The 25,701-nt window shown below is 61.8% G+C and carries 25 protein-coding genes; 11 read left to right on the plus strand and 14 right to left on the minus strand.

Annotated features, from left to right (window positions below; translation table 11 throughout):
* Window positions 1-152: 152 nt before the first annotated feature.
* Window positions 153-461 carry a transcription initiation factor IIB family protein gene (locus DV733_RS15830; RefSeq protein WP_049992944.1) on the plus strand — a complete coding sequence of 103 codons (309 nt, stop codon included), beginning with the start codon at window positions 153-155 and terminating at the stop codon, window positions 459-461.
* Here the strand turns inward: DV733_RS15830 and DV733_RS15835 are convergent, their stop codons facing one another.
* From DV733_RS15835 to DV733_RS15860, 6 genes are all read right to left on the minus strand, one after another.
* Window positions 462-953: a phosphopantetheine adenylyltransferase gene (locus tag DV733_RS15835; protein WP_049992945.1), complete on the minus strand. Its 492-nt coding sequence runs from the start codon at window positions 951-953 to the stop codon at window positions 462-464. It lies immediately after the preceding gene.
* Between the two features lie 48 nt (window positions 954-1,001).
* A complete protein-coding gene (locus DV733_RS15840) occupies window positions 1,002-1,535 on the minus strand; it encodes a winged helix-turn-helix transcriptional regulator (protein ID WP_049992946.1) in 534 nt (177 codons plus the stop codon).
* Window positions 1,536-1,587: 52 nt separating this feature from the next.
* On the minus strand, window positions 1,588-2,193 hold the full coding sequence (locus DV733_RS15845) for an anthranilate synthase component II (RefSeq protein ID WP_049992947.1): 606 nt from the start codon (window positions 2,191-2,193) through the stop codon (window positions 1,588-1,590).
* Entirely contained in the window at window positions 2,190-3,734 is a 1,545-nt protein-coding gene (pabB, locus tag DV733_RS15850) for an aminodeoxychorismate synthase, component I (RefSeq protein WP_049992948.1), read from the minus strand. The genes DV733_RS15845 and pabB overlap by 4 nt, the downstream gene beginning before the upstream one ends.
* Before the next feature lie 70 nt (window positions 3,735-3,804).
* Window positions 3,805-4,383: a helix-hairpin-helix domain-containing protein gene (locus DV733_RS15855; RefSeq protein ID WP_049992949.1), complete on the minus strand. Its 579-nt coding sequence runs from the start codon at window positions 4,381-4,383 to the stop codon at window positions 3,805-3,807.
* Between the two features lie 25 nt (window positions 4,384-4,408).
* Window positions 4,409-5,206, minus strand: coding sequence for a shikimate dehydrogenase (locus tag DV733_RS15860; RefSeq protein WP_049992950.1), 798 nt, complete (start codon window positions 5,204-5,206; stop codon window positions 4,409-4,411).
* A gap of 161 nt (window positions 5,207-5,367) precedes the next feature.
* Here DV733_RS15860 and DV733_RS15865 point away from each other — a divergent pair, with 161 nt between their 5' ends.
* From DV733_RS15865 to DV733_RS15890, 6 genes are all read left to right on the plus strand, one after another.
* Window positions 5,368-6,762, plus strand: a complete 1,395-nt coding sequence (locus DV733_RS15865; RefSeq protein WP_079979367.1) for a sodium:calcium antiporter — start codon at window positions 5,368-5,370, stop codon at window positions 6,760-6,762.
* Window positions 6,762-8,105 (plus strand): D-aminoacyl-tRNA deacylase, encoded by a 1,344-nt coding sequence (locus DV733_RS15870; protein WP_049992951.1) that lies wholly within the window; start codon window positions 6,762-6,764, stop codon window positions 8,103-8,105. The genes DV733_RS15865 and DV733_RS15870 overlap by 1 nt, the downstream gene beginning before the upstream one ends.
* A gap of 172 nt (window positions 8,106-8,277) precedes the next feature.
* The gene (gene ftsZ, locus DV733_RS15875; RefSeq protein WP_049992952.1) at window positions 8,278-9,435 is read left to right on the plus strand and encodes a cell division protein FtsZ; all 1,158 of its coding nucleotides are present in this window, start codon (window positions 8,278-8,280) and stop codon (window positions 9,433-9,435) included.
* 65 nt (window positions 9,436-9,500) lie between these two features.
* A complete protein-coding gene (locus tag DV733_RS15880; protein ID WP_049992953.1) occupies window positions 9,501-10,784 on the plus strand; it encodes a hypothetical protein in 1,284 nt (427 codons plus the stop codon).
* 107 nt (window positions 10,785-10,891) lie between these two features.
* Window positions 10,892-11,065 (plus strand): protein translocase SEC61 complex subunit gamma, encoded by a 174-nt coding sequence (locus tag DV733_RS15885; RefSeq protein ID WP_049992954.1) that lies wholly within the window; start codon window positions 10,892-10,894, stop codon window positions 11,063-11,065.
* On the plus strand, window positions 11,065-11,502 hold the full coding sequence (locus DV733_RS15890; RefSeq protein ID WP_049992955.1) for a transcription elongation factor Spt5: 438 nt from the start codon (window positions 11,065-11,067) through the stop codon (window positions 11,500-11,502). Before DV733_RS15885 ends, DV733_RS15890 begins: the two co-directional genes overlap by 1 nt.
* A gap of 74 nt (window positions 11,503-11,576) precedes the next feature.
* Here the strand turns inward: DV733_RS15890 and DV733_RS15895 are convergent, their stop codons facing one another.
* The 4 genes from DV733_RS15895 to DV733_RS15910 all read right to left on the minus strand — a co-directional run bounded on the left by DV733_RS15895 (window position 11,577) and on the right by DV733_RS15910 (window position 15,618).
* On the minus strand, window positions 11,577-12,608 hold the full coding sequence (locus tag DV733_RS15895; RefSeq protein WP_049992956.1) for an aldo/keto reductase: 1,032 nt from the start codon (window positions 12,606-12,608) through the stop codon (window positions 11,577-11,579).
* A 129-nt stretch (window positions 12,609-12,737) separates the two neighbouring features.
* Entirely contained in the window at window positions 12,738-13,367 is a 630-nt protein-coding gene (locus DV733_RS15900; RefSeq protein ID WP_049992957.1) for an RAD55 family ATPase, read from the minus strand.
* A gap of 42 nt (window positions 13,368-13,409) precedes the next feature.
* The gene (locus DV733_RS15905; protein WP_136342366.1) at window positions 13,410-13,658 is read right to left on the minus strand and encodes a hypothetical protein; all 249 of its coding nucleotides are present in this window, start codon (window positions 13,656-13,658) and stop codon (window positions 13,410-13,412) included.
* A 37-nt stretch (window positions 13,659-13,695) separates the two neighbouring features.
* Entirely contained in the window at window positions 13,696-15,618 is a 1,923-nt protein-coding gene (locus tag DV733_RS15910; protein ID WP_049992959.1) for a beta-CASP ribonuclease aCPSF1, read from the minus strand.
* A gap of 231 nt (window positions 15,619-15,849) precedes the next feature.
* Here DV733_RS15910 and DV733_RS15915 point away from each other — a divergent pair, with 231 nt between their 5' ends.
* Together DV733_RS15915 and proS are read left to right on the plus strand one after the other, a co-directional pair.
* Entirely contained in the window at window positions 15,850-16,344 is a 495-nt protein-coding gene (locus DV733_RS15915; RefSeq protein WP_049992960.1) for a hypothetical protein, read from the plus strand.
* 216 nt (window positions 16,345-16,560) lie between these two features.
* Window positions 16,561-18,012: a proline--tRNA ligase gene (gene proS, locus DV733_RS15920; protein ID WP_049992961.1), complete on the plus strand. Its 1,452-nt coding sequence runs from the start codon at window positions 16,561-16,563 to the stop codon at window positions 18,010-18,012.
* 507 nt (window positions 18,013-18,519) lie between these two features.
* Here the strand turns inward: proS and DV733_RS15925 are convergent.
* Window positions 18,520-19,566 carry a tyrosine-type recombinase/integrase gene (locus tag DV733_RS15925; protein ID WP_049992962.1) on the minus strand — a complete coding sequence of 349 codons (1,047 nt, stop codon included), beginning with the start codon at window positions 19,564-19,566 and terminating at the stop codon, window positions 18,520-18,522.
* Complete coding sequence (locus DV733_RS15930; RefSeq protein WP_049992963.1) at window positions 19,563-19,964, minus strand: DUF5805 domain-containing protein; 402 nt, start codon at window positions 19,962-19,964, stop codon at window positions 19,563-19,565. Before DV733_RS15930 ends, DV733_RS15925 begins: the two co-directional genes overlap by 4 nt.
* Window positions 19,965-20,740: 776 nt before the next feature.
* On the opposite strand from DV733_RS15930, the gene DV733_RS15935 reads away from it, so the two are divergent.
* Window positions 20,741-21,391 carry a class I SAM-dependent methyltransferase gene (locus tag DV733_RS15935; RefSeq protein WP_161569364.1) on the plus strand — a complete coding sequence of 217 codons (651 nt, stop codon included), beginning with the start codon at window positions 20,741-20,743 and terminating at the stop codon, window positions 21,389-21,391.
* Window positions 21,392-21,932: 541 nt separating this feature from the next.
* Here the strand turns inward: DV733_RS15935 and DV733_RS15940 are convergent.
* The gene (locus DV733_RS15940; protein ID WP_049992966.1) at window positions 21,933-22,523 is read right to left on the minus strand and encodes a DUF7344 domain-containing protein; all 591 of its coding nucleotides are present in this window, start codon (window positions 22,521-22,523) and stop codon (window positions 21,933-21,935) included.
* A gap of 556 nt (window positions 22,524-23,079) precedes the next feature.
* On the opposite strand from DV733_RS15940, the gene DV733_RS15945 reads away from it, so the two are divergent.
* On the plus strand, window positions 23,080-23,622 hold the full coding sequence (locus tag DV733_RS15945) for a DUF7344 domain-containing protein (protein WP_049992967.1): 543 nt from the start codon (window positions 23,080-23,082) through the stop codon (window positions 23,620-23,622).
* On the opposite strand, the gene DV733_RS15950 is transcribed toward DV733_RS15945, so the two are convergent.
* The gene (locus DV733_RS15950; protein ID WP_049992968.1) at window positions 23,577-25,700 is read right to left on the minus strand and encodes an STT3 domain-containing protein; all 2,124 of its coding nucleotides are present in this window, start codon (window positions 25,698-25,700) and stop codon (window positions 23,577-23,579) included. The genes DV733_RS15945 and DV733_RS15950 overlap by 46 nt on opposite strands.
* Between the last annotated feature and the right edge of the window lies 1 nt (window position 25,701).

A 25,701-nucleotide genomic window follows, 5' to 3' on the forward strand; every position in this document is an offset into this window, starting at 1 on the left:
CACCCCTATATTGGCACTAATAAGCCTTCAATCATCGGAAATATACTAGAAAATATATAACCCGTTCCAATATAATATTGCTGATGGATCAGCGTCTCCCCCGACGCTGGCGAGAGGGCGACGTTTTTGAGCACTGCGGTCCAATCAGGGGTGTGTACCGCGCTCGCGACGCCGTCGAGAACGAGGAGTGGGCCGCCGCCATCGACGAGGCCGGTGAACGCCTCGACCTGGGAACTGAAGCCCGCTCGCGAGCGGTCGATCTCTTCCTGTCGAACGTTCCCGACGAGGATCGCTCGAAGGAGGCAGTGCTGGCGACGAGCGTCTACGTCGCCGCACTCACGACGGGCGAACAGCGCTCGCAGAGTGCCGTCGCCGACGCGACTGGCGTCTCCCGGTTGACGATCCAGCAACGCTGGAAACCGATCCTCGAATCCGCAGGATTAGACGCCCCCGAGTGGTAGTTACTCCTCGATCGGATCGCGGCCGTCGCGTTCGGGCGTGAGATTGCCGTATTGGTCGATCTCACCGCGGACGATTCGGGTACTGGAGATGATGTCCCCGTCCTCGGCGTGGACGTGCTCGACGACCTCGATTTCGAGCGGGTCGTAGCCCTTCTCCCCTCGGATCTCGTTGATCCGCCGGCCACCAGTCTGCGTCTCCGGAGAGACGACGAGCGCGTCGAACTGCGGCTCGGTGGCGATCCCGGTCGGCTCGGTCAGTTCGCGAATCTCGTACTCCCGATCGAACGCCTCGGCCAAGCGCGACAGTTCGGCGTCCAGATCACGTTTTCGCTGCTCGAAATCCCGGACGTAACGGTTCTCGTGGCGAGTCCTGGGGGCCAGTTCGTCGCTCGTCAGCCCGACCGTAACGTCACCGAGCTCGAACGCGCGTTCGAACAGCGCCCGGTGTCCGTCGTGGATCGGGTCGAACGTCCCGCCCAACGCGACCTTCATACTCGTCCCCAGGCAGGCTCTCGGTTTAGTGGCTTCGCTTCGAGCAGTTCACTCCGTCTCGGCGTCCTCGACGGAGATTGTTACTGGTTCGGTCGTCTCCTCGTCCTCGTCGTCTTCCGATAGATACGAGTCGAGGTTGAACACCGTGTTCAACTGCTCTTGAACGTCCCCGACGGCCTCGGAAACGAGTTCGCTCGGCGCGATCGCGCTGTACTCGTAGGGATTGTTGCCCGCTCCGTCGTTCTCACGTTTGCGCCGCGTGAGTGTCTCCTCCTCGTGCAACTCCGCCAGCGCCTCCCTGACGGTGCTTGGATACAGGCCCGTCCCGTCGGCGATCTCCTCGCTCGTGCTGTGGGGGTGCTGGCGGAGATGGACGTAGATACGCGCCCGTGTCTCGGTGTCGAGCAACCACGCCAGCAGATCGACGAGCGTCTCGTCGAACTGCTCAACCGCTTTGTCGGCTTCCTGTTCGAGTCGCTCCCGGACGTTGCCGTCTGCTTCGGTTCCGGCCTCGTCTTCGGTGTCCGTCTCAGTGACGACCTCGACCTCCTCGCTGTCGTCCGCTGTGTCCTCTGGAGACATACGTCGTTTCTACGAGGACAAAAGCCATTCTGGGGTAAAAACCCTTGCCCCGCTACGGACTGAGGAACGACGCTAGCATCTCCTTGCCGTGCTCGGTCAGGATACTCTCGGGGTGGAACTGCACGCCGACGTGTGGCAGCGAGTCGTGACGGACGCCCATCACGACCGACCGCTCGTCGTCGGTGTGGGCCGTCTCGATCAAACAGTCCGGAAGTGACCCACGCTCGACCGCAAGCGAGTGATACCGCCCGACTTCGAATCCATCGGGGAGGTTCGCGAACACGCCGCGTCCGTCGTGAGTGATCGCCGACGGCTTGCCGTGGACTACCTCGGGCGCGTGACCGACGGGTGCGCCGTGGACGGCACACAACGCCTGGTGTCCCAGACACACTCCGAGCGTCGGGATCGACAACGACTCGAAGATCGGCATCGAGACGCCCGCGTCCCGGGGATGGCCCGGCCCGGGAGAGACGACGATAGCGTCGGGATCGAGTGCGCGAACCCCGTCGAGATCGATCGCGTCGTTGCGGCGGACGATCACCTCGCCGTCGACGCCCCCCAGCCACTGGTCGGTCGTCACGATTTCGCCAACGTACTGGACGAGGTTGTACGCAAAGGAGTCGTAGTTGTCGACGACCAGCACTGTCGGGTCAGTCATCGCTTCTCACCGTCGCTGGCGGACTGTGAGCTGGCTGCGTCTTCGATCGAGAGATCGGTTCCGCCGTCGAGTGCGGTGTCGACCGCGTTGATCAACGCCCGGCCCTTGTCGAGCGTCTCCAGGTACTCGCGTTCGGGGATCGAGTCGTGGACGATCCCAGCGCCGACACGCAGATGATACTCCGACCCGTAGCGGACGAGCGTCCGGATGACGATGTTCAGCGTCGCCCGCTCGTCGAACCCGAAGAGGCCGATCGAGCCGGTGTAGGGACCGCGCCGAGTAGATTCGACCTCGTCGATGATCTCCATCGTCCGGGGCTTGGGCGCGCCGGTGATCGTCCCGCCCGGAAAGACGGCGGCGACGGCGTCGGCGAGGTCGTGTTCGTCCCGCAGTCGTCCTTCGACCAGCGAGACGAGGTGCATCACCTCGCTGTACCGATCTACTCGGCGGTACTCGCTGACGTCGACGCTGCCGTACTCGCTGACCTTGCCGAGATCGTTCCGTTCGAGGTCGACCAGCATCGCGTGCTCGGCTCGCTCTTTCTCGTCGCCGGTCAGTTCCGCTGCAAGCGTCGCGTCTGTTTCTGGATCCTCTCCGCGCGGCCGCGTGCCGGCGATCGGTTCTGTCTCCAGGTGGTCACCCTCACGGTGCAGGAGGAGTTCCGGACTCGCACTCACGAGATCGACGCCCGGAAACTCTACCAGGGCGGAGTATGGAGCCGGATTCACGTCACGAAGTGCGTCGAAGACAGCCACCGGATGCACAGCGGCCGGAGCAGTCAATCGATGCGAGATGTTCGCCTGAAAGGTATCGCCGTCGCGGATGTACTGCTTGACCCGGCGGACCCGGTCGGCGAAAGCCGCCTCCCCGCAGTCGCTCTCGAAGGTCGCTTCCGTGCGTTCGGCCGGCGGCGAGCCGACCGACCGATCGCCCTCGACCACCGCACTTGCGAGGTCCAGCGCGCGTTCTCGGCCGTGTTCGTAAGCCGATAGGGGGTCTTCGAAGCCTCGCTCACCGTTGCCGGACTGCCCGTCGACGTCCCCGAGACGCGGGCAGGCAGTGACGTGCAGCGTCGTCGCTCCATCGCGTGGCTCCTCCCAGGCTGCGAGTCGGTCGTAGATACCGAGTTGCAGCCACGGGAGGTCGCGGTCGCTGGTGGCGCTCTCAGGGAGGTGCTCGATCTCGCGAGCAGCGTCGTAGGAGAGCCAGCCGATCGCTCCACAGGGGTAGGGGACCGAACAATCCCCACGGACGAGTGTCTCCCGGGCAACGACGGAATCGAGCGTGGCCAACGCACCTTCCTCGGGGTCGGCCGCGACCAGCGAGACGGGGTCGACACCGAAGTATCCCCAACCGGGCTGGCCGCCGGTCGTCCCCAGGTAGATCCCGCCACTGCCGTCTCCGTGGCGCGCTCGCCGATACGCTTCGAAGGGATCGTCGACGGTCACTTCCACTTCGACCGGGATTCGAACGCCAGGTGGGGCGCTAGACGCGATCGCCAGGAAGGATTCGCGGTCGGTCACCAGCCGCGGGTCGCTCATTAGCTACTGCCAGCGGGTGCGGGTGTTTGTAGGTTACGAGTCCGGCAACGAGCCGATGGCTGCTGAGGAATCAGCGGTGTCTGGCGCGGTCGATCCAGTTCTGCAGTCGTGTCTCGGAGATCCCCGTTTCCTCCGAGAGCGACTCGGCGTCGCCGGTCGCCAGGTCGGCGACTGTCTCGACGCCCGCTTCAGAAAGACGCTCAGCGTAGGCCGACCCGATACCCTTGATCACGTCGGTCGGTTCGTCGGTCCCGAGATCGGATTCGGAGGCAGCCGGATCGTCGGCAGCTTCCGCCTCGGATTCATCAGCGGCTTCGTCTTCGGAGCCTTCAGTGGCTTCCTCCGCAGAGTCTTCCGTGACTTCCCCCTCGGATTCTCCGGTGGCGTGCTCGCTCTCGGAGCCGCCGGTCGTCTCGGGTTCCGTGTCGGTCCCTTTCACGGCGTCTTCCGTCTCCGTCGAGGGTTCACGTTCGACGGTCACGTTCGTCCCCTGCTGTTGGCCGGCCGCGGGCTCTTGGGCCTGTTCCTGTGGTGGCTGGCCTTGCTGGGGCTGGCCCTGCTGGTACTGTCCCTGCGGTGGCTGCTGCCGGCGTGAACCGCCGATCCCGAGCGCGGATTTGATCCGGCTGAGTATATCCGACAATCCCATACCCGCCTGTTCTATCCGGTCTCACTTAAAGCCGGGCGCGAAGCGCTTCGTTCATCTCGCCGACAGGTGCGTCCCGACCCGTCCAGATCTCGAAGGCTTCGACGCCCTGGAACAGCAGCATCCACGCCCCGTCGACGGTCGTCGCGCCCGCGGCCGCAGCCTCCCGCAATAGCCGCGTCTCGATCGGCGAATAGACCGCGTCGAGGACGGCCAGCTCTCCGTGGAGCGCGTCTGCCGGGACCGGGGATCGGTCTTCGTCCATGCCGACGCTGGTAGCGTTGACGAGCACGTCGGCGTCCGCGAGAAGATCGGCGAGATCGTCTAGTCCGTGACCGCTCGCGCCCGGCACGTCCGACGCGAGATCGTGGGCCGTCTCGACGGTTCGATTGGCGATCTCGACGGTCATCCCTTCGTCTGCCAACCCGAACGCTATCGCCCGGCCCGCGCCGCCGGCACCGACGACGACAGCCGTTCCCTCGAGGCTGACGTCGTGTCTCCGCAGTGCGCGCACCGCCCCGACGGCGTCGGTGTTGTATCCGACAGGCCCGGAATCAGTGAAATCGATCGTGTTCACAGCGCCGATTCGAGCGGCCAGGTCGTCCGTCTCGACAACTTCGAGAACGTCCTGTTTGAACGGAATCGTCACGTTCAAGCCCGAGATTCCGAGTGTTTCGGCCGCTTCGACGGCCGCCGCTCCGGCGTCAGCCCCGGGATCGAAGGTCACGTATCGAGCCTCCATCGCCAACGCTGCGTACGCGGCCTCGTGCATCGGCGGCGACAGTGAGTGTTCGACCGGGTGTCCGAGAAGTCCGTAGACGTCCATGTCTTGGCGGTCGACAGCGATCCCGATAAGCGTTCTCGAATCTGCGTCCCGACCGCACGTGCCGCCGTGCTCACGGTCATCGCTAGAACTCCTGATCGTCGCCGCGAAGCCAACCACTGCGATTCGCAAGCTTTTCGACCGGAGGTACGGACACTCCTGTAGTGAGTCGACTCCGTCATCCACTCGTCCAGGTTGCAGTGGCATTTTCTCTGACTGCACCGTGGGTGTTCGTCTACGCTTCGGGCACCCATCTCGGGAACGGAGTGACCGTGCTGGTGAGCGGCCTCGCGGTCCTCGGCGCGTCGTTCCTGCTCGCATGGGGGGCAGAGACCGCCGAGAAAGACGTCCCGAGAGCGTTCGCCATCGCCGTCCTCGCAGTTCTGGCAGTCGCGCCCGAGTACGCCGTCGACGCCCTCTACGCATGGAACGCCGGGGCCGGCGGCGCGTCGACCGACGCCTGCGCACAGTTCACGGCCGCTCAGATCGAGAACGCCGCCGAGGGCACGACTGCAGCCGCCTGTCACGACGCCAATCTCGCTGTCGCCAACATGACGGGGGCCAACCGGATCCTGATCGGGCTCGGCTGGGCTGGAATCGCCTTCTACACGGTCTGGCAAGCCACGAAGACGAACGACCCCGCCGTCGAGAAACGCCCAGGACGGCTGGCCGACGCCGTCACGATCGATCGGAGTCTCTCGACGGAGATTGCCTTCCTGTTCGTCGCAACTGTCTTCGCGTTCGCCGTCCCGCTGGCGGGCGGGATCGGCGTCATCGACACGATCCTGCTCGTCGGGCTCTACGTGGCCTACATCGGGATCATCATTCGGGGGGACGTCGAAGAAGCCGAAGAGCACGTCGGCGTCCCGGCGTACTTCCAGCGCAAGCGCCGACCCATCCGGATCGCGGTCGTCCTGGGCCTCTTTGCGTACTCCGGGCTGATGATCTTCACGGCGGTCGAGCCGTTCGCCCACGGCCTCGAGGAGATCGGCCTCCAGTACGGCGTCCCCGAGTTCTTCATGATCCAGTGGATCGCGCCGCTGGCGAGTGAATCACCGGAGCTGATCGTCGTCGCCGTCCTCGTCAACAAGGCGCGCTCGACCGCCGGGTTCAACGCCCTGATCTCCTCGAAGCTCAACCAGTGGACGCTGCTGATCGGGACCATCGCCGTCGTCTACTCCATCGCGTTCGGGGCTGTCGGGACGCTGCCCTTCGACGAAAAACAGACTGCCGAGATCTGGATCACCGCCGCCCAATCGTTCTTCGCGCTGTCGATCCTGATCAACTTCGAGATCTCGACCCGCGAGGCGCTTGCGCTCTTCGTACTCTTCATCTCGCAGGTCGCTACAGAGTTCCTCCTCTTGCGCGTGCTGTCGATCGCGAACCCGGAGGCGCTGAGCATCGACCTGCTGTACGCCTATACCGCGCTGTACCTCCTTCTGGGGACAGCGATCCTCTATCGGCGGCGTGGTGCTCTCAGCGAAGTGTTCACGCGAGCAGGGAACGCGGCTCGAACGGCCGTCGGTCGCGAGCCAGTCGCTGTCGAGGGTGCTGATTGATGCTCGCGATCGTCGTCTCTCGCGCGGACGGCGCCTCCGTCCACATCGGCGAGCACCTCCGCGACCTCGAAGACTGGTCGGTCGACCGCGACGACTCCCGGAGCGACGCCCAGGGCGGTGGTGACATCTGGCGACTCCCCGACGTGGAACTTCGCGAATTCGACACGCCGCATCTCGAACTCGAAGACACCGCCGAGGCCTTCGACGACCCGGATCTGCTCGTGTTCGCCTCGAAACACGCCGGCGACACCGGCAGGCTGTTGACCGCCCATCACACTGGCAACTTCGGCCCTGCCGAATACGGTGGCGCGGATCACGCGCTTGCGCGGGCCTGTCCCGCCGCCCACAGGCGTGTCGTCCAGGCGCTCGGCGAACACGCGCCAGACGACTACGAGATCGGTATGGAGTGTACCCACCACGGGCCGACCGAGGTGGGCGTGCCGTCGATGTTCGTCGAAGTCGGCAGCGCACGGCCACAGTGGGACGACCCCGACGCGGCCCGCGCAGTCGCGAAGGCGATCCTCGATCTCCGTGGCGTCTCACCCGACGCCCCTCGCGAAGACGGAACCCGCCGGCACCTCGTCGGGTTCGGCGGCGGTCACTACGTCCCGCGGTTCGAACGGATCGTCCGCGAGACCGACTGGGCCGTCGGCCACATCGCGGCCGACTGGTGTCTCGACGCGATGGGCGACCCCGCAGTCCACCGCGAGGTGATCCGGGCCACTTTCGAGGAGAGCGCGGCGGATTTCGCCCTCTTGGCCGACGAGCGACCCGGCCTGCGAGACGTTCTCGACGACCTCGGATTTCGAGTGGTCGACGAGACGTTCCTCAGGGAGACGACCGGCGTCTCCCTGGACGTGGTCGAGCGCGTCGAAGACGCCCTCGGTTCGGTCGAATCTGGAACGCGATTGGGCGAACATGCGGCGGATTTCGAGGGCGGTATCGAGATCGTGTCCCTTCCAGGAGCGCTTCGCGAACAGGTGCAGGGCATCGACCAGAACGAGGCCCGAACCGCGGTCGAGTGCCATACAGTCGGGTTCGAGACCGAAGCGTCGGGGACCAGACTGGGCGAACGCGTCGTAGTCGCGGACTCATCGGAGCGCCGTGCGATCATCGAGACGTTCGCGACGATTCTCGAATCGAAGTACGACGAAGTCGAAATCGAAGACGACACCGTCGTCGCTCACGAGACGGCGTTCGTCCCAGAGAAGGCCCGCGCACTCGGGATCTCCGAAGGGCCGACCTTCGGAAAGCTATCCGCCGGCCAGTCGGTCGAGGTCGGCGGGCGGACGATCCCGCCCGAAGCCGTCCACGAACAACGAGTCCACCGATTTCCGATCTGACCCGCCACTGTTTCGTTTCCAGATTCTTTGATAATCTCCAGGAAACGTTTTGATCGCGAAAGCGCCGCGATATACGTCGTTCGACGTTTCTTTCGCCGCGTCGAATCGTCAGCCAAGCGTCAGACGAAGGGGCAAAGAATAATAACGGTGGCTCTGCAACGACGTTTTAAATATGGACTCGATTATCGACGACGCCATGGAGGAAGCCGAGCAACAACGGGAGGAGCCGGCGTCCCAGGACGTCAGCGACCACGACGGGGCGTCTCAGGACGTCTCGACGTCGGGGCAGATGACAGACGATGAACTCGCCGACGTCGTCAAAGACCTCGAAACGAAGATCACCGTCGTCGGGTGTGGTGGTGCCGGCGGCAACACCGTGACACGGATGATGGAAGAGGGCATCCACGGTGCGAAACTGGTGGCCGCCAACACCGACGCCCAGCACCTCGCCGACGAGGTCAAGGCCGACACGAAGATCCTGATCGGGCGCAAGCGGACGGGAGGCCGCGGCGCCGGATCGGTCCCCAAGATCGGCGAGGAAGCGGCACAGGAGAACATCGAAGATATCCAGCAGTCCATCGACGGCTCGGACATGGTGTTCGTCACCGCAGGACTGGGCGGCGGCACTGGGACCGGCTCCGCGCCAGTCATCGCGCAGGCCGCACAGGAGCAGGGTGCCCTCACGATCTCTATCGTCACGATCCCCTTTACTGCCGAAGGTGAGCGCCGGCGCGCGAACGCTGACGCCGGTCTCGAACGCCTGCGTGCAGTCTCAGATACCGTCATCGTCGTGCCCAACGACCGCTTGCTCGACTACGCGCCCAGCATGCCGCTGCAGGACGCGTTCAAGATCTGCGATCGAGTCCTCATGCGCTCGGTCAAAGGCATGACCGAACTCATCACCAAGCCCGGCCTCGTCAACGTCGACTTCGCCGACGTTCGGACGATCATGGAGAACGGCGGCGTCGCCATGATCGGGCTGGGCGAGTCCGACAGCGAGAACAAGGCCCAGGATTCGATTCGCTCGGCGCTGCGCTCGCCGCTGCTCGACGTCGAGTTCGACGGTGCGAACAGTGCTCTCGTGAACGTCGTCGGTGGCCCGGACATGTCTATCGAAGAGGCTGAAGGCGTCGTCGAGGAGATTTACGATCGGATCGACCCCGACGCCCGGATCATCTGGGGCGCGAGCGTCGATCCGGAGTTCGAGGGCAAGATGGAGACGATGATCGTCGTCACGGGCGTCGAGAGCCCACAGATATACGGCAAGAGTGAAGCCGAAGAAGAGCGCTCGGCCCAGCAGCTCGGCGACGACATCGACTACGTCGAGTAGCGGACCTCGTTGTTCTGATTCGACTGCTGACCAGCTTTTATTGAGCAGCCATCGGAAGTACCAGTATGGGCATCGGTCGCCGGTCGTATCTCGCCCGTCTCGGCGTTCTCGTCGGCGGCGCTGTCGGGAGCGCGAGCGCTGGGTGCGTGGGTATCGACTCTGAACGACCGCCGTCTGTAACCACCGTCGTCGAAGACTGGCGCCGAACGTTTTCGCCGTCTCGATACGAAGGTCACGACGGAATAGGCAGACTGGCTGCAACCGACGACGGATCACTGGCCGTCGCCGGTCTGACGCGGACGAGAGACGACGAGGGTCACGTGCGCCACGTCCCGTGGATTCGCGGATTCGATAGCGAGGGGAGGAGCCAGTGGGAATACTACGTCCCGTCGACAACAGCCGGTTCGAACGCGGACGAGACTGGTGAGACAGCACCGAGCCAGCTTCCGTTCGGTCTCTCGACGTACGACGGAGACTTCGTCGTCGGCATCGCCACGGTGGGCCCCGAGGGACGGGTAACTGATCCGACCCTCGTCAGACTCGGACCGGACGGTTCCGAGCGGTGGACAAACACGTTCGCTGCCGCGAACGTCGGTCAGTTCGCGATCGCCTCGCGCGAGGGAGGAGGCTCGCGGATCATCGTCCCGTCGACCGAGCCTCGGGGTGATGACCGAGTGTCTCTGAATACAGTCGGACTGGCCGATCCGTCCACGAGGCGAGTAGTGCTCGACACCGAGTTGCTCGGCTCGGTCCACCTGCTCCAGTCGGCGGGTCCCGAGAGACTCGCGCTGCTCGGAGCGGCTGCGGGTGAGCGCGAGTCGTTGGTGCGTGCCGACGTGCGCCCCGAGGGGCGGGTAGTCCGGGAATTGACGATCGGCTCGGATCTGGAGACTGCCAACCCGAAGCCCGTCCTGTCGGAAGACGGCTCTGTGGTAGCGATCAATTCGACGACTCCGACCTTCACAGCCTGGGCCGACGTCGTCACGCTGACCGACGGGTCGATCGTACACCATCTCGACTTCCGGGGCTGGGAAGTGGTCGACATCACGCAGTCCGACCCGTTCGCGCCACCCGGAGGATTCCTCCTGACGATGCGAAACGCCGGCGAGAACGAGGGCGAACCACCGGGAGCGCTCTTCGTCGCCGTCGATGGCGACGGAGAGGTCCGATGGCACTACGACGGTCTCGGGCAGGACACGGCGATCGGCCCGGGTATCGGCGACGCGGTCGTGGTTGGGGAGCATCTATTTGTCGGTGGTACCGCTCCGGAGGGCGACGACAGCGATCGACGCGGGAGACTCGTCAGATACTCGCCTGGCCCCGGCCAGACGACCACGGAGTCAGACTAGCATCCTCGGGAGGACAGTCAGACTGGCGACGGTCTCCGAGCGCGATGCCGGCCGACTGTCGAAGCAGCATCAATAGATAGAAAAGCACTGACGAGCAACCACGAGATATGCACCTACCCACCGATCTCTCGTCGTACGTCCGCGTACTCAAACTCGCGAGTACGCCGTCGTGGGAGGAGTTCTCCCAGATCGCGAAGATCGCCGGCGCAGGCATTCTCCTCGTCGGGTTGCTCGGCTTTCTCATCTTCGCACTGATGTCGTTCGTCCCGGGTGGTCCCTGATGGGCATCTTCGCCGTCAAGACCACCGCGAGTCAGGAGCGCACCGTCGCAGACATGATCATGAACCGTGAAGAGTCGGAGATCCACGCCGCACTCGCGCCGGACTCGCTGACCTCCTACGTCATGGTAGAGGCAGATAACGCGGCCGTCTTCGATCGTATTCTCGACGAAATCCCGCACGCCAACGGCGTCGTCCCCGGCGAGTCCTCGATCACCGAAGTCGAGCACTTCCTCTCGCCGAAACCCGACGTCGAGGGGATCGCCGAAGGTGACATCGTCGAGCTCATCGCCGGCCCGTTCAAGGGCGAGAAAGCGCAGGTCCAGCGCATCGACGAAGGCAAGGATCAGGTCACCGTCGAGCTCTATGAAGCGACGGTTCCGATCCCTGTCACGGTTCGTGGCGACCAGATCCGAGTCCTGGACTCTGAAGAGCGATAGGACTGCGACGAGCAGCGCGAGTCGCAGCGTTTTGGTCCAGCTTTTTCGAGGAGCGGTAATTCGCTGCTTTTCACCTACTCGCGGTGACCCCAGCGCTTTCCGTCCTCGGCATAGCGCGCGTCGACGATCCGATTGAACTGCCCGTCCGACAGCGAAATGTCGACCGCGCCGACGTTCTCTTCGAGTTGCTCGGGCGTTCGCGCGCCGACGATCGGCACACAGGTAAAGTCGGGCTGTTCGATCAGCCAGCGGAGCGCGACCTGTGCGGGCGTCGCGTCGAGTTCCTCACCCACTGCCCGCAGTTCGTCGAGGACGTGCCACCCGCGTTCGGAGAGATAGTAGTCCTCGAAGCGATCGTCCAGCGTTCCGCGAGATCCTTCAGGACCCTCGAACTTCGTCGGGTCGTCCTCGTCGACGCGCTCGTACTTGCCCGTCAAGAATCCACCCGCCAGCGGCGAGTAGGGACAGACCGCCATGTCCTGGTCGGTACAGACGTCGAGATAGTCCGTCACGTCGTCGCGATAGCCCGCGTGAAAGAGCGGCTGAGTCACGTCGAACCGCTCCAGGCCCTCGACGTCCGATTTCCAGAGTGCCTTCGTGAGTTGCCACGCGGCCATCGTCGAGGCTCCGAGGTAGTTGACTGTGCCCTCGCGAACCAGATCGTCGAGCGTCCGTAGCGTCTCTTCGATCGGTGTGTCCTCGTCCCAGCGGTGGATGTAGTAGAGATCGAGGTAGTCCGTCCCGAGCCTATCGAGCGTCCCCTCGATCTGGGTGCGGATGTGCTTGCGACCGAGTCCGCGGTCGTTCGGACCGGGCTCGCCCCACCCGTCGAAGGGGAAATATACCTTCGAAGCGATCACGTAGTCATCGCGGTCGCGCGAGTCGAGCCACTCGCCGATGTACTCCTCGCTGGTGCCGTGGGGCGTCCCGTAGACGTTCGCTGTATCGATAAAGTTGATCCCGTGTTCGGCGGCCGCATCGAGCAGTTCGTGGGCCTCCTCACGGCCGGTCTCGACGACGCCGCCTGTCTCCCGACCGAAGCGCCAGGTGCCGAAACACAACTGTGAGACGCGCGTGCCTGTCGAACCGAGTGTCGTATACTCCATGGCCGGACCTACGTCCGCCAGAAGATATAGCTTGCCGGAGTTTACGGGAGCACGGGAACCCGGATGCGGCAGTTGACGCGCGCTGGCTCGCGTTGTGCGGTCGCTTGCGACCGATGTGAAGTGGTGGCCTTAGGCAATATCCCGACTCGTATCGACCGTCACTGACTGGCCGAGATTCAGCCCGAGGACGCGGTCGTCGTCGGCCAGCGTGAGGCCGCTGGCTTTCGGGACCTCGAGTTCGTGGGTGATCTCGCTCCCCTCGCGTCGACAGCGGAGCCGCCAGACGAAATCGGCCGCCGAGAGCGTGAACTTGCGGTTGGAAGAGATCTCGGCACTGTCGAGGCAATGAATAATACCGATGCTTTCGGTCTCTTGCAACCGTGAGGCGAAGTCGTTGAGGAAGGTCACCAGCGACTGGCGATCGGCGGCTTCTTCGAGCGGGTCGAAGGCATCGACGATGACGTCTTCACGTTCGTCCAGCGCTTCCATCCCCGCCAGGATCTCGACGAGGGCACCGTCGGTCCCGACGTGTCGGATGTCGTCTATCTGTGGATCGGTCAATAGACGGTCGAGTTCGTTCTCGACTGCTGAGACGGTTCTGATCGTCGTGAAGTACAGCGAGGGACGGACGTGCACGCCAGCGTGGAGCAGCGGCCCGACCTGCGCGTCAGGCGGCGAAGTCAACACGACGAGCGAGCCAGCTGGAATGCCACCGCCGAGCGTCCGGTCGACCGCACGAATCCCCGTCGAGAGCGTCATTAGCATGTAACACGAGAGAACGTGGCATATACTCTGTGCTCCTCAATACTCAGTCTGCGTCTCATCCTCGATAGATTGCTCGATCGACTGCAACGTCGTGAGAATCTTCCAGAGCACCAGCAGGTGAGCAACGCCGAGGGCGAGTAGGGGATCGACCGGGAGCGATATCCAGGGATCGCTCCCACTCCCGGCGGCAACAATCAACAGGAGGACGCCGATCACCAGCCACGGGACGACCACTCTTCGGGAGAGATACGACCTGAACGATCGCTCTCGGTGCGATTGTGACATACTATCTGCTGCAGGTCCAGAGAATAAAAGCGCTGCGTCAGACGAATCGGAACGTTTCGAGGTTCTTCGGCGCGAACGTCCGCATGTTGTACTCGTGGTAGAGCGCCGAGGACAGATCCTGTGCCGAAGACTCGTCACCGTGGACACAGAGGACTTTCTCCGGGCGGGGATTCATGGTCTTGACGAAGTTCTCCAGGCCCTGGCGGTCGGCGTGCCCGGAGAACCCATCCACAGTTTCGACGTCCATGTGCATCTTCATCGTGTTGCGCCCGCGACCGCCGCCGTTGCCGACGGGAATCTCGTTCCAGCCGTTCTGAATGCGACGGCCGAGCGTCCCCTGGGCCTGGTAGCCGACGAAGACGAGTTTCGAATCCGACTCGGGGCCGAGGTGTTCGAGCCAGGACATGATCGGCCCGCCAGTGACCATCCCCGACGTCGAGAGGATGATACACTGATCGCCGTCGGCGACTTCCTGGCGCTCATCTTCACCGCCGTCGATGTGGTTGAACTGGTCGGAGAGGAATGGGTTCTTGTCCTCGTGGAAGATTCGATCGCGGAGGTCGTCACGGAGATACTCGGGGTAGGTCGTGTGGATCGCGGTCGCCTCCCAGATCATCCCGTCGAGGTGGACCGGCATCTCCGGGATGTCGCCGTTTCGCATCGCCTCTTCGAGGACGAGCATGATCTCCTGGGACCGCCCGACAGCGAACGCCGGGATCAGGACTTTTCCGCCTTTCTCGTAGGTGTCGTTGATGACTTCCGTGAGTTTTCGCTCGGAGTCTTCCTGGTCGGTCTGGTAGTCGTTGCGCCCGCCGTACGTGGATTCGAGGATTAGCGTCTCGACGCGCGGGAACTCGTTGACTGCGCCGTTGAATAGCCGCGTATCCTCGTAGTGGATGTCGCCCGAGAAGGCGACGTTGTACAGGCCGTCGCCGATGTGAAAGTGCGCGATAGAGGAGCCGAGGATGTGGCCCGCGTTGTGCAGCGTGAGTTTGATGTCCGGCGAGATGTCCGTGACGTCGCCGTACTCGATCGGGATACAGTGTTTGATCGCCTCGCGCACCATCTCGGACTCGTAGGGTGGAGCGCGCCCTTCCTTGGCCGCGACGTCGAGATAGTCCAGCGTGAGCAGTCCCATCAGATCGCGCGTCGGCTCCGTGCAGTAGATGGGGCCGTCGTATCCGTATTTGAACAGGAGGGGAATGAGCGCCGAGTGGTCGAGGTGAGCGTGCGTCAGGACAACGGCGTCGAGCGAACTCGCACCGGAGCCGAGCGCTTCGGGCACCTGTAGATACGGCACTTCGCCTTCGGCTCCTGGCTTGTCACCACAGTCGATCAGCACTCTGGTTTCGGGCGTCGAGACGATGAACGCGGCCCGGCCGACCTCTCGGCAGCACCCCAGGGTCGTGACCCGGACCCACTCGTCGTCGGACATCTCTTCGCGGTGGATCTGTCGACCGATCCGTTCGAGGATGTCCCGCCGTTCGTCCCGCTCTTGCTTGAGGAAGTTCCGGACGTTCTGGACCGTCGAAGATTCGATCGGGGGCGTCCGAACGACTTCGGGGGTCCAGCCGACTTCCTGGGTGATCTCGCGCATCGTCGACCCGTGACGCCCGATCACCAGTCCGGGTTTCTCGGCTTCGATGACGACCTCGCCGGTGTCTGCGTGAAAATCGAGGTCGGTGACGCCGGCCTCTTCGGGCACGACGTCCATGATCTGCTCGCGGGCGTCGTCCGGCCGCGAGAGCACGTCCGGGTCCGGACGCACGGTGATTCGCTTTCGTAGCTTCGAGGCGAGTCGCCGGACGAGGTCGCCGTCCTGGGCGAACTGTTTCGGGTCCCGCGTGTAGATGACCAGTTCCGGTCCCTCGTAGGTGACGTCCGAGATGGAGATCCCGGCAGGGACTTCGTTTCGTATCGTTGCCTCAATCTCGTCGAGTTTCTGCTCTACTTTACTCATACGTTCAAAGAGCTGCCTGCAGCGGCCACGGCGACCACCGCGGAGGTGGCCGAGTAGTGCTCACTGCTGTCGGATAATATTGTCATAGTCTCTCTGTCGGCGTGGATTGCCACTCCGGACGGCTCACACTGATCGTGAGTGTCCGGAAAACCGATCTATACCAGCGTGTAAACCCTTCGGATTATAAAAGTCTTCGCAAAACCCTACCGGGAGCAGCGAGTACGGGCCACTATGAACCTCACTCCGGAGACGGTTGCGGCCCAGGCTGACTGGGTTCACGACCGTCACTCGACCGTCGTCCCGCTCGTCAACGACGTCCGTTCGGATCTCGGGACTGCCTTCGAAACGACCGTGGATCCCATCGTCGACCAGCAGTACCACCGGGCGGTCGACACCGTCTTTCGCGACGGTGACCGTGCGGTCAACGTCGCTGCACTCGTCGCGATCCTGCGTGATCTCGATGTCGTCGACGATTATCCCGGATTCGTCGTCGACGAACTGCTCGCCCGGGAACTCGCTGCGATGATCGCCGGCAAGCAACCCCTTCGACTGCTCGCAGAAGCGACGTTCCACTACGCGGATGTCGCTCACCACGGGAGTGACGACGAGGGGGCCGGGCTGGACGACCTCGACGCTGCACTCGCTGCCGGCGTGCAGACGCGGCTTCCGGGGTGGGACTGGCGAGAGGATCCGAGTCCGTTCGGGGTCGAGAGCAGCGAGATGTGAACCGTTCTCTCACCTTCGACACGTTTAGTAGTGGCCTCGGCGACGGTTCGGATAATGAGCGACGACGATCAGGAACTCGGTATCACACTTCGACTGCAACCGTGCACCAGCTGAAACCAGTCCTGTTCGTCGCCTCAGATTCGTCTTGGATCGTTCCAATATATAAACCTCCGACAGGGAGAGAACCATAGACGGTAGAGGTCCCTAAATCTAGAAATGACAGACCAAGAACTCGGCATCACAAAGAGCAAAGAGCACCAGACAGGTGAATGGTACGCGGAATTGGTAACCAAGGCCGGCCTCGCCGACTACGCCCCCATGGGTGGATTCATCGTCACTCGGCCCCGCGGGTACGCTATCTGGGAGCGCCTCCAGAACCACCTCGATTCGTGGTTCAAGGACACGGGCGTCCAGAACGCCTACTTCCCGATGTTCATCCCCGAGAGCTATCTGGAAAAGGAGAAAGACATCGTGGAGGGCTTCGACCCCGAGGTCGCGTGGGTGACCCACGGCGGCTACGAGGAGCTCGAAGAACGGCTCGCCGTCCGCCCAACCAGCGAGTCGATCATCACGCCGTTCATGGCCCAGTGGGTCCGCAGCCACCGCGATCTCCCGCTGCGGCTCAACCAGTGGTGCTCGGTCGTCCGGTGGGAAGCGACGGAAACCAAGCCGTTCTTCCGGACCAAGGAGTTCCTCTGGCAGGAGGGCCACACCGCCCACCACGACGAAGACGACGCCTTCGAGGAGACAATGACCCGGCTGGAGCAATACGAACGCCTCTACGAGGACGTGCTGGCGATGCCTGCCCTCACTGGCCGCAAGCCGCCCCACGACAAGTTCCCCGGCGCGCACACGACGACGACCGTCGAGACGCTGATGCCCGACGGCAAGTCCGTCCAGGCCGCGACCTCGCACTATCTCGGCACCTCCTTCGCGGAGGCCTACGACGTGACCTATGTCGACGAGGACGAGGAGGAGCAATTGGCCCACACGACTTCCTGGGGGCTGTCCTGGCGGGCGCTGGGGGCGCTGTTCATGACCCACAGCGACGACCAGGGACTCGTGCTCCCGCCGACGGTCGCGCCCACGCAGGTCGTCATCGTCCCGATCTGGGACGAGGAGAGTCAGGACGAGGTGCTGGAGTACGCTGCCGACCTCGCTGCCGAACTCGACGAGGCAAACGTCCGTGTCGAACTCGACGACCGGGACAACCGCAATCCCGGCTTCAAGTACAACGAACACGAACTCGAAGGGGTCCCCCTTCGGATCGAGATCGGCTCCTACGAGGTCGAGGACGAGGAAGCGACGCTGGTCCACCGGCCCGATGGCGAAGAGGCGACGGTCGACCGCGAGGGAATCGCCGCGACTGTCGAGGAGCACCTCGACACCATCTACGCGAAGCTCTACGCCGAGGCCGAGGAGACACTCGAAGGGGAGATTCGGGAGGCCGACTCACGCGAGGAGATCCTCGGAACGATCGGCCAGCATGGTGGCTACGTCAAGTGCGGCTGGTGTGGCGACGAAGCGTGTGAGGACCCCATCAAGGACGCTATCGCCGCCGAGATCGTGATGGTGCCGCTCGACCGCGACGAGGAACCAGTCCACGACGACTGTGCGATCTGTGGCGAGGACGCCGAAGAAACGGCGTACTTTGCGAAGTCGTACTGAGACTGTACGGCGACTGGTCGCCGTTTCATCGCGACGACCGAAGGGAGTCGCGGATTTTCATCGACGTTTTGCGATGAGTGGTTCCCGCAGGGCCGACGGCCCGAGGAAACCCGAGGAGTAAAAGGTCGGAGTGGGCGATCTGTGGCGAGGACGCCGAAGAAACGGCGTACTTTGCGAAGTCGTACTGACCGTTTCTGACCGGAGATCTGACGATCTTTTCTATGTCGTCGCGCAATCAGGCGGTTTTTGTTGCGTATGAAACACCTGCTCGTTCGGAGTCTGTCCTGGCATTTTGTATAGCTGTATGTAATTTATAGATTCGAAGTGAGACAGCCGACTTCCTTTCAGTTGGTAGCAAAATCGCCGGTGACGAGAGAGATCGCCCAAGAACACTCGAAATCGACTGGCGATACTTCAGCAATCGATCTCGGTGTCCATGGAGAATCGAGCGTCGGCGCGTTGGGACCACATTGAGAACGCTCGCAAGTATAGGAAAATTCGCACTCGCTATACGCCAAGTCGGTAGATATGCCGTTCGTACACCTGACGCACCCGATCTCCCCAGTCGTGGGTGTAGGTGTCGATAATGTCCTGGGCGACGTCGCCGCGGAGGTACTTGACGATCCCGCGATCGCCCGTTCGATCGCGAAGGTGAGTGGTGAAAAAGTGCCGGAAGTAGTGGGGCGTGACGTTGTTTGCGGCCCCAGCACCGTCGTGATACCAGCCGTGCTCTCTGGCGTGTAGTTCGACAGTGTGATGAACCATATTCGTCGTGATTCGCCGGCCCCAGTTGTCACGAGTGCCCGTGAACAGGGGTTTCGCAGGCGAGACAGGATCGGGTCGAACGGCAAGCCATCGCCGGAGGACGCGTGCCAGTTCGTCGTCGATCGGAATCACAGTATCGCGCTGGCGTTTGTTCGACGCCTCTCGCGTCTCGTGGTTGGTCTGATCGCCACGAGAAGGCTCGGCAGCGACGTACAGTGAATCGGGACGCCCGTCGAGTTGGGGCCGAACTGTGACGTCCGACCGTGGGTCGTCGGCGAGATGGAGATCGCGCTGGTCGAGATTACACAGCTCGCCGGCCCGGATTCCGGTCTTCAACAGCGTCACGATGGCAGCCCGATCCAGCGGATGGCCGATAGTCTCGACGAACGACCGCATCTCGGGGATAGAGACGTCACGACGAGCTGGATCAGTTTCGATAGTCTCACTCATCTCCTCGACGACGAGTCCCATCGGATTCGATTCGAACGCACCGACCTGCGTCATGTACGCGTAAAATCGGTGGAGATACGACGCGTACGTCGCGACTGTGCTGTCGCCGACATCCCCGCGAAGCGAGTGGACGTACGCCATACAATCGCGGTGAGTCGCTTCAGAGAGGCTCAGCGACGCGTCATTCCCGTCCACGTCTCTCTGGAGGAACTGTTCGAAGTCGTCCAAGACGCGCTCGTAGGCGGCTCGTGTCCGATCGCTCTTGCCCTGATACGCAAGGTCCTGGAGGAAGTATTCGATCGGCTCCTCGACCGCTTCGTCGGTGTCTGCTACACTCATTCTTCCACCAGCGTGTATCCCCCGTGACGGCCGCTGTAGCGGACGCGATTCTCGTCCTGGAGATCAGCAAGCGTGTCTTCGAGTCGGTCCTCTATTCGGTCGGTCAACGCTTCGAGCAGTTCGTCCCAGTCGAGATGCTGGTCTGTTTCGAGAACAGCCATGACACGCTCTCGGAGGTCTCCACCCGAGCCCTCCGTGTCGTCGTCCGGCTGTGCTTCGGCCGTGTCTGGCGGCGCATCGAGGAATCCACGTCGCCCCGCCTGAACCATCGCCTTGACGTACTCGCTCTGACTCATCCCGAGCTGGTCGGCGTGTTCCTGCCACTGTTCTTTCTGATAGGCCGGAAGATACGTCTTCACAGTCACCCGCGACGTGTCGACCTCACCATCGGCAACCATGGTCGACCGCTGAACCCCCACCCTCATCAATTTATCCCTAGATTCGGTGATAAAGTCCCTTATTTGTGTTCGTGGTGCCCTATTTGGGCGCTATACTGGTTGAAAAGGACAATTAAACATCAGGATGGGTGGGTATTGGGGCTATATTCACATCTAAAATACTAACCCTCTAGTTTACATCACGCTGGATGGGGGGTGAGCCAATCTGGCCCTCGGTCGTCCCGAATCTAGAACGGTGTTTTCTCACCTTCTACCCCAGGGGTTGAGTACAGAAAACGGGGTCACAAACAATATGCATTTTTGACAGTTGTGCCACCGCGACGGCCAGAATTAGTCCTCTCCAGAAGGACGGAATTTTGCAAACAAAAAATGAATTTTGATTTCTAACTCATAAACTAAATAATGCTATACACGTCTCGTTTGTTCGGCAACCGACGAAAAGACAAAATACTGATATTTGCAGCGTCCTCCCGGGTGGGAGGTCGAGCGTCCTGAAGACACCGAGAGTCTCGAGTAGAGAACAACGAACAGAGGGTCTGCTGATTCCGATAGTCGGGTACGTGTCGCGAAATACGTGAGGGTAGGACAGGCCACTGAACGGAATTCCACAGGTGATCGTATTCAGGAGCACATCGGAACCACTACGCTTCGGGGTCCGAATCGACGATAGCGACGCGTTCACGGCTTCACCTTCCAAAGCGATCTGCAGTCACGTGTAAGGTTACAGAACAGAGTGGTACCGATCGATCCGATTTGACTCGTATCCGGTCCCCATCGTGCTGCGGCACGTAGGTTCTGTCCTCGAACTTCGAACACATCGACCGGAACGTACTTTCGGCCACCCACTGTCGGCTTTTCACGATGACACCCAGGCCCGATCCAGCCCCGTTGGAGGGGATCGAACAATTGTATGCCGAGTATCGCCCCGGCTACACCAGGGACGTGTACACCTACCTCACTGCCCGGTTGAACTCGATGACACAGCTCGCGTCCTCGACCTGGGGAGTGGTACTGGTCAGATCGCTGTTCCGATGGCACAGTATGTCGACTGCGTGGTCGCGATGGACCCCATCGAGGCGATGATCGAAGAAGGGCGTCGTCGCGCTGGGAACGTCCCCGTCACGAACGTCGAGTGGATGTGCGGTTCGGACGCAGATGTCGAAGCCAAACTCGGGCCGATCCATCTGACCACGATCGGCCGGGCGTTCCACTGGATGGATCAAGCGGAGACTCTCGAACGCCTCCGAGGTGTCACTGAAAACGGGGGCAGTGTGGCGATTCTCGACGATCCCGAATGGCTTACTCAGGGCCAAGTACTCCCGCAGAGTGCCGTGTACAACGTCGCCAGGGGGATTTTTTCGAAGATATTCCCGGACGGAACGACCAGTCAGAAATCGAATACGAGGATCCGTGGGACGAACTACTGAGAGAGTGTGGATACTCCGCTGTCGAAAGGAGATCGTTCGAGCACTGTCGCGAGTGGACGGTCGAATCTATCGTCGGCTACGTGTTCACGTTGTCGTTTTCTCCGTCGTCTCTCGCCAGTGACGAGCTGGAGGCGTTCGCGGAGGTCGTCCGCGAGCGACTCTCTGAGCTGGGCAGCGAACCCTTCCACATGAAGCGACAATATCGGTCATTAGTGGCCGAGAGTGACAGCGACTTCGTGTCTCGTAACACACTCGTCCTGATCGTCGATACCCAGATGCGATCGTGCTTGTATAGGTGTCCCAAAGAGCAAACTGGAGCGCACTGTTTGAGACAGTAGTCAACGAGTGGAGCCCCCGATCTATAGTTACACCGCATCGTCGATTGCCACCGACTTCCGGGTATTTTCTGTCCCCTATTGTTCAGTTTCCCTGATAACCGTCTCTGCTATCCAACTCATGAATTATATATCGCTATATCAAATTCGGATCGCGATACCTCGCTATGAGACGGCTGAAAAACAAACGAAAACGGGTCTGACCTTCAGATCGACCGTACACTCAGTGCGTGAGCGGTCGCACACGCAGCGAAGGCCACGAGCACCACAAGGAGCATTGCTTGAGTGATTTGTGTCGACGTGGAGCCGGACACGTACGTGCCTGCGAGGGCAACGGTTCCGAGAGCGACGATCGCTGCATAGTACCCATACCAGGGTCGACCAGGCACGTGTTGACCGAGATATGGTTTCAGTTGTTCGGCGCTTTCTCTCAGTTCCATCACCCCCCTCGATTTGTTGAACGAGATGATTCCCATGTCGTCCAGCTTTGGAAGGTGGCACTGATAGAGTGCGACGTAGACTCGCTTTCGCTCGTCGTACGTAATCTCCTGGATCGACTTGTCGTTTTCTTCAGCAGCGATACGCTCGGCAACATCACTGAGTTCTGTTCGGCCGTCTTGGGCCTCCAGATACTTGATAACTCGCCGACGTCGTTCGTTCTTCAGTGCTTCGAAGATGACGTCGACAGTCAATTCTTCGGTCGTTTCCTGATCGTCCTGGCCGAGTGGGTGAGCTGTCTCTGGAACCGACACTGGTGGTGTCGTCGACGATGCGTCAGTCGTCGCAGTCTCACTCATGGGCCGCCACCTCGACAGCACGCCGTCGACGGTCAGGTCTATCGATGCCGGCTTTCCCCAGTGTACCGGAATGTGTCATGGTATCTACCGCCCCCATCCTATGAGGCGGTCTGAAGTTCACGCCCACCGATGCTGTAGCAAGTGGATGAATAGCCAACGCTCTTATTAGTGTGTGTCAATCTCTCACTACCAGGGATAAGCACACAATACGCACGCACCCACCGCGAGTAAGAGTCGATTTAAGATCAGCTATCGCTACATCATGTTCCTACCCCTCAGTATCGTATCTTCCCCACGCACTGCCCGGTCGAGTGTGCTTTCAAGGGGGCTGCCTCGAGGATTATCCGTCGCTGGATCATTCATCGAACATGATTTGTCGGATCTACGAGAGAGTGGTCTGCGACCGATCGCCTCGAAGGTCTGCTGGTATAGCTGGAATAACCGAGAGGTAGGCGGCCAACGAGCTGGGTATGCTGATCGTAACAAAGTATGATCGGAACGCTAGTCTCAACCAGGTAACCCAGTACGGTTCGATCGAGTGGGTGCGGTATTACGAATGAGTGACTCAGATCAGGAACTTTCACGCAACGAAATCTTCGACCTCCTGAGCAACAGCCGACGTCGATACGTGCTATCGTACCTCACGAACAATCCCGACGAGGTGACATTGCAGGACCTCTCTCGACAGATTGCGGCCTCGGAGAACGACTGTGACGTCGAAGACGTTACCCAGAAACAGCAAAAGCGGATATACGTCTCCCTCTATCAGACTCATATCCCACGCCTGAGTGAGGCAGGGGTACTCTCGCACGACGATTCGACTGGGCATCTCACGCTTCAGCGACGGGCAAACGAAATCGTGCCCTACCTCGAACGTGACAACACGACGCGGCGACCGTGGCACTGGTACTATCTCGCCGTCGTCGGGGCCAGTACCGTCGCATTCGTCGTGACCGTCTTGGACGCCGGCCCATTCGCCACCGTCAGCGACACGCTGGTCGTGATCGGAATCATTCTCGCATTTGCTTTGCTTACCATCGCCAAGATATACAGTCAGCGGTCAGTCGTTCGAAAACCACCTGGCCCACGCCGCCAGTAATCGACAGTGACTGTCTCGCCGGCGTCTATCGCGCTCTCTGGAACTCGAACCGTCGTCTCACCGACCTCGTATCGGCCAGAATACGGCACTACGACCTCGAAGTTGCCGTCCTCGTCGGCTTCGATCCGACGTTCGTACGTGAAAGATGCGCCCGGTATCGATACCCGCGTAGTTAGCTCGATCGTCTGTCTGGCCGTAGCCACGCCCGTGAGCGTCGCTCCCTGGACGAGTTGGTAGACTTTCGGTCGTCCTGTATCTCCGACGTAGATCGCTCGATAGTGTTCGACACCGTCGACCCGTCCCGTCCGCGAGCCGTAGGTCTCGAAGAGTCGTTCGTACATCGAAGCTGCGTGCAAGTCTGAACTGAGATAATCAACGACGACGAACCCGACGCGGTCGTCGAGTCGTTCGTACCACTCACCTGGCTCGGAGGCCAGCAAGAAACGTAGATAGTTCTCGCGCGCAAATCGATAGGATCGAGCGTGGCCGTTGACCAAGTAGTTGTAGAACCGATTGTCGCCCCAGCGTGAGAAGACGTAATTCTCGGGCCAGGCGAGACGCTGTTGGTCGGCGTATGCTCCGAGCCAGTTGGCGGCGCGATACATCGACGGACGAACACGGACCCGCGAGTGCAGGGCTGCAGCATTGACGGCCGGAAAGGCGACGAACGTCAGCGAGAGAGCACCGGTAGCCAGGAACCGACGACGGTCCGGAACGGCGAGAGAGGACGCCGATCGTCGCCCTCGATCTGACGTGAGCGGCTGTCTCTCGACCGGGAGGGGTTGGAGATCCGCGATCTGGGTGAGAATCCAGACGAGCCCGTAACCACCGACGACCGCAACAAACGGGGCCAGTTCTCCCACGAATCGCCGTTGCACGAGCGCGAGCATGAGGAAGTAACAGACGTAAACGTCGAGGAGCAGCCACCCGATCGAGGGCTGTCGATAGCTTTGCCAGAGCGTCCACACGACCACGGGGAGCCCGATCGCACCAGCGAAGCCGAGCATGATTATCGGTCCGAGAACCGGACCGAACCCACCGCCGAGTGCCGTCGTCTCGGCGATGGTCGTCGACACGAACAATCGATCGAAACCAGCGTCGAGTGCGCCCGCGAACAGTGTCGACCGAGTCACAACGAAGGCGATAGCGACGACCCCGACGACTTCGAGAAGGAGAAGGGTGAGCGAACGACGGCCGTACTGCCGAACGATCGATGCGGCCGCGTAGAGGGCAATCGCCCCGAAAAACAGGGCCAACGGGGTGGCGGCAGTTGCTGTCGATTGCCACCCCAGCCCGAGATGACCAAGGAGTGTCAACCCTGTCGCGGCTGCCAAACCTGTGACGACCGGGACGAGCCGAGACAGACAGTCGTCTCTGAGGAGAACCGGACCAGCGACGGCGATAGCGACTGCGAGGGGGACCAGCAGCAACGGACCAGCCTCCCACGCGAGCGTCTGAGCGGCAACCGACAGGCCGAGCAGGGCCGAGAACCACCATCGTCGGCGATCACCCTCGGGGGTCGTTACGGCACCGATCAGTCCGTAGAACGTGAGTGTCAACCAGAGGTAATCGAACGCGTGATGGTCTGCGAATCCCAGGCCCGTCCGCAAGGCGTGTCCAGGGACGACTGCGAACAGTGCGAGTCCCGCGATTGCAACTCGCGCGTCCCCACTCACTCGCTTCCCGATCGCATAGACGACGACGCCACTCACTACCGCGGAAACGGGTGGATAAACCGCCAGGATCACTCCGACAGCGGCGTCGCCCCCACCGAAGAGTGCCGCGATGAAGCCGAGGACGGCCACCAGTAACGGTTCACCACTTCCGATGTTCGAGTACGCGTCGACGGAGAACGGGGACGCCAATCGGGCAGTGATCGATTCTACTAGTGTCCGGTAGGCCCAGGGATCGTTGCCCGTCAGAATGACGTCCTCACCCCGAAAGACGTTCGGAAACGGCAGGAGCCGTACCAGTGCGACCATCGAGAGACCGGCTCCGACGACGAGCCACTCCGGGAGGACACGTTCACCTGCCAGGGATCGACTGGTATCGGTTTCAGCGTCCGGATCTCGATTCATA

The sequence above is a fragment of the Halapricum salinum genome (genome assembly GCF_004799665.1).
GTDB lineage: Archaea > Halobacteriota > Halobacteria > Halobacteriales > Haloarculaceae > Halapricum > Halapricum salinum.

What these genes read in the sequence shown, in the direction of transcription:
- DV733_RS15895 (WP_049992956.1), bottom strand. Translation starts at nt 12,608, where the DNA reads ATGGAGTATACGACACTCGGTTCGACAGGCACGCGCGTCTCACAGTTG.
- DV733_RS15855 (WP_049992949.1), bottom strand. Translation starts at nt 4,383, where the DNA reads ATGGGATTGTCGGATATACTCAGCCGGATCAAATCCGCGCTCGGGATC.
- DV733_RS15925 (WP_049992962.1), bottom strand. Translation starts at nt 19,566, where the DNA reads ATGAGTGTAGCAGACACCGACGAAGCGGTCGAGGAGCCGATCGAATAC.
- DV733_RS15910 (WP_049992959.1), bottom strand. Translation starts at nt 15,618, where the DNA reads ATGAGTAAAGTAGAGCAGAAACTCGACGAGATTGAGGCAACGATACGA.
- DV733_RS15945 (WP_049992967.1), top strand. Translation starts at nt 23,080, where the DNA reads ATGAGTGACTCAGATCAGGAACTTTCACGCAACGAAATCTTCGACCTC.
- DV733_RS15885 (WP_049992954.1), top strand. Translation starts at nt 10,892, where the DNA reads ATGCACCTACCCACCGATCTCTCGTCGTACGTCCGCGTACTCAAACTC.
- DV733_RS15900 (WP_049992957.1), bottom strand. Translation starts at nt 13,367, where the DNA reads ATGACGCTCTCGACGGGGATTCGTGCGGTCGACCGGACGCTCGGCGGT.
- ftsZ (WP_049992952.1), top strand. Translation starts at nt 8,278, where the DNA reads ATGGACTCGATTATCGACGACGCCATGGAGGAAGCCGAGCAACAACGG.
- DV733_RS15860 (WP_049992950.1), bottom strand. Translation starts at nt 5,206, where the DNA reads ATGGACGTCTACGGACTTCTCGGACACCCGGTCGAACACTCACTGTCG.
- DV733_RS15880 (WP_049992953.1), top strand. Translation starts at nt 9,501, where the DNA reads ATGGGCATCGGTCGCCGGTCGTATCTCGCCCGTCTCGGCGTTCTCGTC.
- DV733_RS15905 (WP_136342366.1), bottom strand. Translation starts at nt 13,658, where the DNA reads ATGTCACAATCGCACCGAGAGCGATCGTTCAGGTCGTATCTCTCCCGA.
- DV733_RS15940 (WP_049992966.1), bottom strand. Translation starts at nt 22,523, where the DNA reads ATGAGTGAGACTGCGACGACTGACGCATCGTCGACGACACCACCAGTG.
- proS (WP_049992961.1), top strand. Translation starts at nt 16,561, where the DNA reads ATGACAGACCAAGAACTCGGCATCACAAAGAGCAAAGAGCACCAGACA.
- DV733_RS15870 (WP_049992951.1), top strand. Translation starts at nt 6,762, where the DNA reads ATGCTCGCGATCGTCGTCTCTCGCGCGGACGGCGCCTCCGTCCACATC.
- DV733_RS15840 (WP_049992946.1), bottom strand. Translation starts at nt 1,535, where the DNA reads ATGTCTCCAGAGGACACAGCGGACGACAGCGAGGAGGTCGAGGTCGTC.
- DV733_RS15915 (WP_049992960.1), top strand. Translation starts at nt 15,850, where the DNA reads ATGAACCTCACTCCGGAGACGGTTGCGGCCCAGGCTGACTGGGTTCAC.
- DV733_RS15930 (WP_049992963.1), bottom strand. Translation starts at nt 19,964, where the DNA reads ATGGTTGCCGATGGTGAGGTCGACACGTCGCGGGTGACTGTGAAGACG.
- pabB (WP_049992948.1), bottom strand. Translation starts at nt 3,734, where the DNA reads ATGAGCGACCCGCGGCTGGTGACCGACCGCGAATCCTTCCTGGCGATC.
- DV733_RS15845 (WP_049992947.1), bottom strand. Translation starts at nt 2,193, where the DNA reads ATGACTGACCCGACAGTGCTGGTCGTCGACAACTACGACTCCTTTGCG.
- DV733_RS15835 (WP_049992945.1), bottom strand. Translation starts at nt 953, where the DNA reads ATGAAGGTCGCGTTGGGCGGGACGTTCGACCCGATCCACGACGGACAC.
- DV733_RS15950 (WP_049992968.1), bottom strand. Translation starts at nt 25,700, where the DNA reads ATGAATCGAGATCCGGACGCTGAAACCGATACCAGTCGATCCCTGGCA.
- DV733_RS15890 (WP_049992955.1), top strand. Translation starts at nt 11,065, where the DNA reads ATGGGCATCTTCGCCGTCAAGACCACCGCGAGTCAGGAGCGCACCGTC.